This is a genomic window from Pseudoalteromonas sp. TB51 (genome assembly GCF_000498055.1).
In the GTDB taxonomy this organism is placed as follows: Bacteria; Pseudomonadota; Gammaproteobacteria; order Enterobacterales; family Alteromonadaceae; genus Pseudoalteromonas; species Pseudoalteromonas atlantica.
The window spans coordinates 1-8,210 of sequence record NZ_AUTO01000186.1 but is presented as its reverse complement, the minus strand read 5'-3'; the positions used below and the strand labels follow the sequence as shown (position 1 = coordinate 8,210).

Genomic DNA, 8,210 nt, shown 5'->3' with positions numbered 1-8,210 from the left:
CAAGCCACACAAAATAAAATGAGGCGCCTATCCACGCTATACCTGCTACCACGTGAAAGTATCTAAACACCAAATGAGCAAGCTCAAATAAATAGTTTTCCATCGGGTTATGCCTCTTCTAAATCGGGTGTGGGTGTGGCTGCAAACTGGGCTTGTTGGTCGCGTTTATACACGCTTTTACCCATAATGTAGGTTTGTTCAATACAGCGGTCGTCGCCTAGCATCATCATGGCAAAAAGCTGTTCGTGAAGGGTTTTGGCATGGCCAATTCTGAATTTTAAAAACGAGGTGGCCGCGTAATCCATTACAATAAAGTCGGCCTCGCAGCCTTCATTAAAGTTACCTATGGTGCCTTCTAAATCAAGGGCACGCGCGCCGCCTAGGGTGGCTAAATAAAACCCTTTAAATGCTGAGAACTTTTGACCCTGTAGCTGCTGAATTTTGTACGCTTCGTTACCTGTTTGTAGCATAGAAAAACTTGTGCCTGCGCCAACATCGGTACCCATACCCACATTTATTCCATGCTCTTCACATCTCTTTAAATTTAAAAGGCCCGAGCCTAAAAATAAGTTAGAGGTAGGGCAGTGAGAAATAGCCGCGTTGTTATCTGCAAGGCAGCAAAGCTCGCGCTCAGATAAGTGGATACTATGAGCAAATACAGAGCGTTTACGCACCATTTTAGCTTGCTCGTAAACACTTAAGTAGTCATCGGCATCGGGAAATAACCCTTTTACCCATTCGCACTCGTCTTTGTTTTCAGATAAGTGGGTATGCAGGTAGGTGTCGGGGTATTCTTCTAATAATTGAGTACATTTTTGTAGTTGCTGTGGGGTTGATGTGGGCGCAAAACGTGGCGTTACTGCATAGCTTAATCTATCAACATTATGCCATTTTTCTATCAGTGCTTTTGATTGATCGTAACTGGTTTGCGCGCAATCTGATAAATCGACAGGGCAGTTTCTGTCCATCATCACCTTACCGGCAATCATGCGTAAATTACGTTTTTGAGATTCGTTAAAAAATGCATCCACCGATTGCGGGTGCACAGTCCCAAATACCAATGCGGTAGTGGTGCCATTACGCAGTAGCTCGTCTAAAAAGCGATTAGATATATCTTTTGAATAATGCTCACAGGTAAACTTTTTTTCAGTGGGGAAGGCGTATTCGGTGAGCCAACTTAAAAGCTGCTCGCCATACGCGCCGACCATTTCGGTTTGCGGCAAATGTATGTGCGTGTCTATCATGCCGGGCATTACTAATTTACCATCGTGGCGAATAATAGTGGCTGACTTATCAATGCTTGGCAGTATGTCTTGCTCGTAACCAAGGTTAACCACTTTGCCGTTTTGAATAACTAACGCGCCTTTTTCAAAATAGCGATGGGCGCTTTCGCCTGTTATGGCGGGGTCGTCAACAAAATCGAGTATGTTGGCACAAATTACGGTTATTTTATTATTGTTGTGGGTGCTCATAATTAGCTGCCTCTGTACGTTGAGTAGCCAAATGGGCTAAGCAATAACGGAATATGATGGTGTTTTTGATCTTGTAATCTAAAGGTAATTTGCGCCTCTGGGTAAAACGCAGGTGTTTCTTGGTTTTCATAATAGCTATCTAAGTCAAAAACCAGTTTATAGGTTGCAAATTCTACGTCTGTGTTGAGCCAGTCGGTAATTCGCCCGTCGCTATTTGTTTTACCTTGAGCTATTAATTGCCACTCGTTATTAGTGAGTAAAAACAATTGTACAGCTACATTTTCAGCCGGTTTGCCTGTACTGGTATCTAAAATATGGGTAGTGATAGGGCTTTTATTCATAGCAATGACTCCAATCTTATTTTTGTTATTTTGGCTTGTTNCCCGCGGCTATATTAAGCTCCGTGCTGCGGGTGTTGTGTATGCGCTGCTCAATAAGTTCAAGCATTTGCTCAGCACTTTTACCACTGGCACACACAATAAATATAAAGCCAAATTTACTGAGGTATTCTTTATTTAGCGCAATCATTTTTTTAAGGGTTTGCTCGTTTGCTTTACTCATTCCTGATTGTTCGTGCCCCGCTTTTTGCGCTGTAGCGGCGTACTTTTTACTTAATGTTGATAAATCGCCTATTTGCGGGTGGCCTTCAAAAGCGGCTAAATAATCGCTTTCGCCTAGGCTATCCCATACGCTTTGTGCGCTGTTAAATAAGTGCTCTTTATTTTCAAATGGCATGATATTTAGCATACCGCTTACCCAGTTAGGGGCGGCGCAGCAATGCTCTAATGCTTGATGCGCTTGCGGTGCATTTAGGTCGTTAATTTTTAAGCTACTCATGCGTTTTCTTCCTCGTGCGTGGTGCTAATTAAGGCATTTTTAAGTGCACGCCATTGCAGGCCTTGGCGTTTGGGCGCATGGGTTTGCATAGCCTGATAAAGCCCAATTAACTGCCCGCTAATTGATATTGCTACTTCCATAGGGAGCTTGCCCGTTACATTTTCAAGCCCAACAGGGCAGGTCATTTGCTTTATTTGCTCGGTGGTAAAATCGCGATGGGCTAAGCGCTGTTTAAAGCGTTTTGCTTTAGTATCTGAGCCAATAACACCAAGCCAATTGGCATCAGCGCGTTTAATAATGGCTTGTGTAAGCGCAAAGTCGAGCTGGTGGTTATGGGTTAATATTAAGTAATTGTTAGCCTTTGGCGCGCGTTTAACTTGCTCTGTTGGTTCTTCATCAACCACTTTTATTACGTTATTAGGAATAACTTGTGGGAATACATCTGCGCGGCTATCTATCCAGCGTATACGCATCGGTAATTGCGCCATTATACCAATAAGCGCCTGTGCTACATGGCCTGCGCCGTATATGTCGAGGGTAAAGCGCTCGCATTGCATGCACTCAAGCATAACGGTGGCAGCTCCCCCGCAGCATTGGCCTAAATTTGCGCCTAGGTTAAATTGCTCTATCACTTGCGCTGCCTCGCCCTTGGCAAGTAGCTCGCGTGCTTTTTCTATTACTACGTATTCAAGGTGTCCACCGCCAAGGGTGTCGTAAATGTGCTCTCCACTTATTACCATTTTAGAGCCTGTGCCACGTGGGGTTGAGCCATTGGTGCCAAGCACAGTGGCAATAACATAATTAGTGCCGCTTTGTTCGTGCTCGTTTATAGCTTGTGCCCAATTTTGCGTATGAAAACCCTGAAACGACTCATTTAAATTAGCCATGTTGCTGCTCCTTAAACCAGCTAGCGGTTTGCTCAATTGCATTTAATACACGCTCAGGTGTAGCAGGTGTATCAAGTGGGGCGGTGTATTTGTAATCGGCCACACTGCTTATGGCATTACGAATAGCACTCCACACACTAAAGGCCAACATAAACGGCGGCTCGCCAACCGCTTTTGATCTAAATACCGTGGTTTCTGGGTTTGCTGAGTTATATAAATTTACATTAAATTCGGCTGGGGTATCGCCAATTGCAGGAATTTTGTAGTTAGCAGGGCCAAAGCTTGCAAGCTGGCCTTTATCATTCCATTTTAAGTCTTCGGTGGTAAGCCAGCCCATACCTTGTACAAAAGCCCCTTCAATTTGGCCTATATCAAGTGCAGGGTTAATTGAGCTGCCCACATCGTGCAGTATATCAACGCGGGTTACGGTGTTTTCGCCTGTCAGCGTATCTACTTCTACTTCACTGAGCGCTACGCCGTGTGCGTAGTAAAAAAATGGCCGGCCTTCGCCTTTCGCTCTATCGTAATGAATTTTAGGCGTGGCGTAATAACCGGTTGATGAAAGCGATATACGATTCATGTAAGCAAGGTTTGCAAGTTCGCTAAAGCTAATTTCGCCTTTGCTAAAGGTAATGAGATTATCTTTAAATACAATACTTTGGCTGTCTACTTCAAAGTGCTCACTTATAAAGTTTATTAAACGCTCTTTTATGGTATTTACCGCGTTTAGCGCCGCCATGCCATTTAAGTCAGTCCCGCTTGATGCGGCGGTTGGCGAGGTGTTTGGTACTTTGTCGGTACGAGTAGCGCTTATGCTTACTGCGTCAAAATCAACGCCAAAGCCATGGGCTACTATTTGCGCTATTTTTGTATTAAGCCCTTGGCCCATTTCGGTGCCGCCATGGTTTAAATGAATTGATCCATCACTATAAACATGTACGAGTGCACCCGCTTGGTTTAAGTGCTGTACGGTAAACGATATACCGTATTTAACCGGCGTCATCGCAAGGCCTTTTTTGATTATAGGCGATGATGCGTTAAAGGTTTTAATTGCCTTTTTTCGCGCCCAGTAATCACCCGACTCCTCAAGCTGGCTTATCATATCTTTTAAAATATGCTGCTCTACTGTTTGATGATACGGCGTGGTGTCGCGGCCTTTTTTGTATAAATTAAGTTTTCGGATCTCAAGCGGGTCTTTACCTAATTTAGCGGCTATGTCGTCCATTATTAGCTCGCCCATGATCATGCCTTGCGGGCCACCAAATCCTCTAAATGCAGTGTGGCTTACGGTGTTTACTTTACAGCGATTCCCTTTAATGGTGGCAGCTGGGTAGTAATAAGCGTTATCAGCATGAAACATTGCACGGTCGACAATAGCATCAGATAAATCAGGCGAATAACCACAAAACCCATTTACAGTTACATCAGCGCCTTCAATCAGGCCATTTTCGTCAAACCCTACATGGTATTGATTATAAAATGGATGGCGTTTACCGGTAAGTTTAAAGTCGTCGCTGCGGGCTAGGCGCATTTTAACGGCGCAGCCAAGGTAGTAAACTGCAAGTGCTGCAAGGCAAGCCCACGGTGCGCCTTGAGTTTCTTTACCGCCAAAGGCTCCGCCCATACGGCGGGTTTCTACGTTTACAAAGCTAAATGGCTTTTTTAAAATTTTAGCAACTAAGTGCTGCACCTCTGTTGGGTGCTGGGTAGAACATTGAACATGAATCCCACCGTCGTTATCGGGCTGAGCAAGTGCTATTTGCCCCTCAAGGTAAAAGTGTTCTTGCCCGCCTATGTGTATTTCGCCTTTAAGTTGGTGGGTTGCATTATTAATGGCTTGCTCGCTATTACCGCGGTTAAGTGAATGTGGCGGCCTTACCCAGTGCTCTTTATTAATCGCTTCTTTAATATCAAGTATGGGGGGGGTTTGCTCGCATTCTATAACCACTAAGCGAGCAGCGCGGCGCGCAATGGCGTAGCTTTTGGCAACCACTACTAGCACAGGTTGTCCGTGGTATTGAATTTCGTGATTGGTTAATAGCACATCCCCAGGGAATACTGGGCCAATATCAAGCTTACCGGGTACATCATCAGCTGATAAAATACGTTTAACGCCTGCCACTTCAAGCGCTTTACTTGTATCAATTGATTTAATAAAGCCGCTGGTAATAGGCGCAAGCACTGGATAGGCGTGCAAGCAGCCATGGGGCTCAGGGTTATCGTCGGCGTAGTTTGCATTGCCACATACTTGTTTTATTGCGCTTTCGTGATACTTAGATTGGCCAACACTTCCGCCTTGGGCTTTTAGTTTATCCATTTCAAAGTGACGCATGTGAAATCCTCGTAATGGCAATGTTGTTATTATTTTTACTGCTTGGCTGTGCACCGCAAAACTCAATACCAATACGCTGTAGCAAGTTTTTGCTTACCGTAGTGCGGTAATGCGCGCTGCTGCGTACATCGCTCATGGGAGCAAAGTCATCATTTATAGCACTAGCGGCATCTATAAATGTGCTTACTTGTAGGGGTTGAGTATTAAGTTTTTGCTCTATGTGCGCGGCGCGTTTGGGTATTGCAGCCATACCGCCCATGGCGCAGCGGGCATTGCTAATTACGCCTTGCGTTTGCTCTATAGCCAGCACTAAACACACAGTAGATATATCATCTTCAAAGCGTTTTGAAATTTTATGACACGCAAGCTTTAACGAGTCTGGGCGTTTAGGTACGGTAATTTTGCTAATGACTTCATCGCTTTTAATGACTGTTTTTTTGTAATCAACAAAGTAGTCGGCCACGTTTATTGTGCGTGTGCCTGCAGTGCTTAATAAATCTAAGGTGGCATTAAGTGCAATGAGTAAAGGGGCTGGATCGCCAATAGGAGAGGCGTTTCCTATGCTGCCACCTAAGGTGCCACTGTTACGTACTTGGTTAGAGCCAAGGCGTTCAAACAGCTCTTTAGACTCAGGGTAGTAAGTGTAAAACGCTTCAACAAATTGGCTGTAAGGGAGTGCTGCACCGATATGTAGCTCGCCGCTGTTATCGCTTAAAGTGCACAGCTCACTGGTTTGGCTAAGCGATATAATAATATCGGGCAATAGCATGTTTTGGCTAAGCTCAATGGCAAAGTCGGTGCCACCAGCAACCAAGTGTGCCTGTGGGTAACGCGCTTTAAGCTCAACAAGTTGCGCTGCACTTTGCGGTAAATAAAACGTACGAGGTCCATTTTTTAAACAAGGAATGTCATCACCTATATTTAGTGATGCCTTAAATTGTGCCGCCATGGCAGAGTAAGGCTCATTTTTACGCTCGTAGCTATAAGCTTTTTCAACTGCAAGTAAAACAGGGCTGTAACCCGTACAACGACATAAATTTCCCCCTAGCGCATGAATAGCGGCTTTTTTACCTGGGTAACTCGGGTTATTAATATAAAGCGCCAACATGCTCATTATTATGCCAGGGGTACAAAAACCACATTGCGAACCATGGCACTCAACCAATGCGCGTTGCACTGGATGTAAATCGTTAAGTGTAGGGTAAAGCCCTGTTGTTACAGCCTCTACGGTTACTATGTGTTTTGCGTGTGCATTACCTAATAAAAGCAGGCAGCTATTCATGGTTTTATAGTGCCAAACTGGCTCACCGTTTGAATTTAGTTTTTCTTCGCCAACTAAAATTGTGCATGCGCCACAATCGCCTGTTGCACACCCTTCTTTGGTGCCCATTTTCCCTTTTTTGGTGCGAAGCCAGTCCAAAATGGTGAGATTCGGCGCGCATTCTTCTACTTCTATTGGCGTGTCATTTAATAAAAACGTAATCACACAGACCCCCTTAACTTTTATAAAGCCCTGATATGTAAAGGCTTGGCGTATATTTTTTCTTGTTGTTTTGGTACTGCTAAGAAAAAAACTTTTTCATCTTGGTAAGTTAATTGCAGATACCATGCCATTGTTGACCGCTTGGTCAGCTAAGTTTCTAGGCTAGCTTATTTAACCAACAAGCACAAAGAAAGGTTTAAATAATGGACAATAAATACCGCCTTACTATGCAGGGAATGACAAAGCAGTACCCCGGATGTATAGCCAACGACGGCGTAACAATAAAAATAAAACATGGTGAGGTGCATGCCCTGCTTGGTGAAAACGGCGCGGGTAAAAGCACGTTAATGAAAATGCTTTACGGTGTAGTTAAACCTGACCAAGGGGACATGTTTTTTAATGGTCGTAAAATGGACATAAAAGAACCCGCCGATGCCCGCGAATTAGGCATAGGTATGGTGTTTCAGCATTTTTCGTTATTTGAAACCCTAACAGTTGCGCAAAATATCGCGTTAGCGCTGGGCGATTTAGCAGGGCATAGCAGCACACTTGCTAGCAGAATTAGTAAAACATCGGCTAGGTACGGCATGCCGCTGGACCCACACAGGTTAGTGTCTACGCTTTCAACGGGCGAGCGCCAACGGGTAGAAATAGTCAGGTGTTTATTATTAGATATTCAACTGCTTATTTTAGATGAACCCACCTCGGTACTCACTCCGCAAGAAGTAGATGCACTGTTTAAAACCCTGCATTCGCTTAAAGAAGAAGGCTGCTCGGTGTTGTTTATTAGCCATAAGTTGCATGAAGTTATTGCGCTTTGCGACAGCGCCACTATTTTGCGCTCCGGCAAAGTAAGTGGGCATTGCATTCCTAAAAACGAAACCAGCGAATCAATAGCTCGCTTAATGGTAGGCGACAGCACGCCAATAAGTAACCAAACACGCAGAGCGACTGGCACAGGTGATTTTTTAACAGTCGATAACTTATCAACCAGTGCGCAGGCGTTATTTGATATTGCGCTTAAAAACGTGAACTTTGCCGTACAACAAGGCGAAATAGTCGGTATTGCAGGGGTTGCCGGTAATGGGCAAGAGGAGCTATTAAAAGCGCTTTCGGGAGAGGAGCCACAAAAAAATAGCAACGCAATAAAATTTAAAAATACCGCTGTTGATGCGTTATGCCCTCTAAAAAGGCGCAGG

At 44.4% G+C, this 8,210-nt stretch carries 8 protein-coding genes; 1 reads left to right on the top strand and 7 read right to left on the bottom strand.

Going from position 1 to position 8,210, the window contains the following annotated elements; translation table 11 throughout:
- From L650_RS23725 to xdhA, 7 genes are all read right to left on the bottom strand, one after another.
- Positions 1-103: urate hydroxylase PuuD (locus L650_RS23725; protein WP_164835552.1), on the bottom strand; the 103-nt coding region annotated here is incomplete at its 3' end.
- A gap of 4 nt (positions 104-107) precedes the next feature.
- Complete coding sequence (guaD, locus tag L650_RS0110000; protein ID WP_029773020.1) at positions 108-1,472, bottom strand: guanine deaminase; 1,365 nt, start codon at positions 1,470-1,472, stop codon at positions 108-110.
- A gap of 2 nt (positions 1,473-1,474) precedes the next feature.
- Positions 1,475-1,813: a hydroxyisourate hydrolase gene (gene uraH / locus L650_RS0109995; protein WP_029773019.1), complete on the bottom strand. Its 339-nt coding sequence runs from the start codon at positions 1,811-1,813 to the stop codon at positions 1,475-1,477.
- A 25-nt stretch (positions 1,814-1,838) separates the two neighbouring features.
- On the bottom strand, positions 1,839-2,309 hold the full coding sequence (gene uraD, locus L650_RS0109990) for a 2-oxo-4-hydroxy-4-carboxy-5-ureidoimidazoline decarboxylase (protein WP_223230562.1): 471 nt from the start codon (positions 2,307-2,309) through the stop codon (positions 1,839-1,841).
- Positions 2,306-3,196, bottom strand: a complete 891-nt coding sequence (gene xdhC, locus L650_RS0109985; protein ID WP_029773018.1) for a xanthine dehydrogenase accessory protein XdhC — start codon at positions 3,194-3,196, stop codon at positions 2,306-2,308. Before xdhC ends, uraD begins: the two co-directional genes overlap by 4 nt.
- Positions 3,189-5,528 carry a xanthine dehydrogenase molybdopterin binding subunit gene (gene xdhB, locus L650_RS0109980; RefSeq protein ID WP_029773017.1) on the bottom strand — a complete coding sequence of 780 codons (2,340 nt, stop codon included), beginning with the start codon at positions 5,526-5,528 and terminating at the stop codon, positions 3,189-3,191. Before xdhB ends, xdhC begins: the two co-directional genes overlap by 8 nt.
- Positions 5,515-7,014 (bottom strand): xanthine dehydrogenase small subunit, encoded by a 1,500-nt coding sequence (gene xdhA, locus L650_RS0109975; protein ID WP_029773016.1) that lies wholly within the window; start codon positions 7,012-7,014, stop codon positions 5,515-5,517. The genes xdhB and xdhA overlap by 14 nt, the downstream gene beginning before the upstream one ends.
- A 200-nt stretch (positions 7,015-7,214) precedes the next feature.
- Between xdhA and L650_RS0109965 the strand changes: the two genes are divergently transcribed.
- On the top strand, positions 7,215-8,210 hold a 996-nt coding region (locus L650_RS0109965; protein ID WP_029773015.1), incomplete at its 3' end, for an ATP-binding cassette domain-containing protein.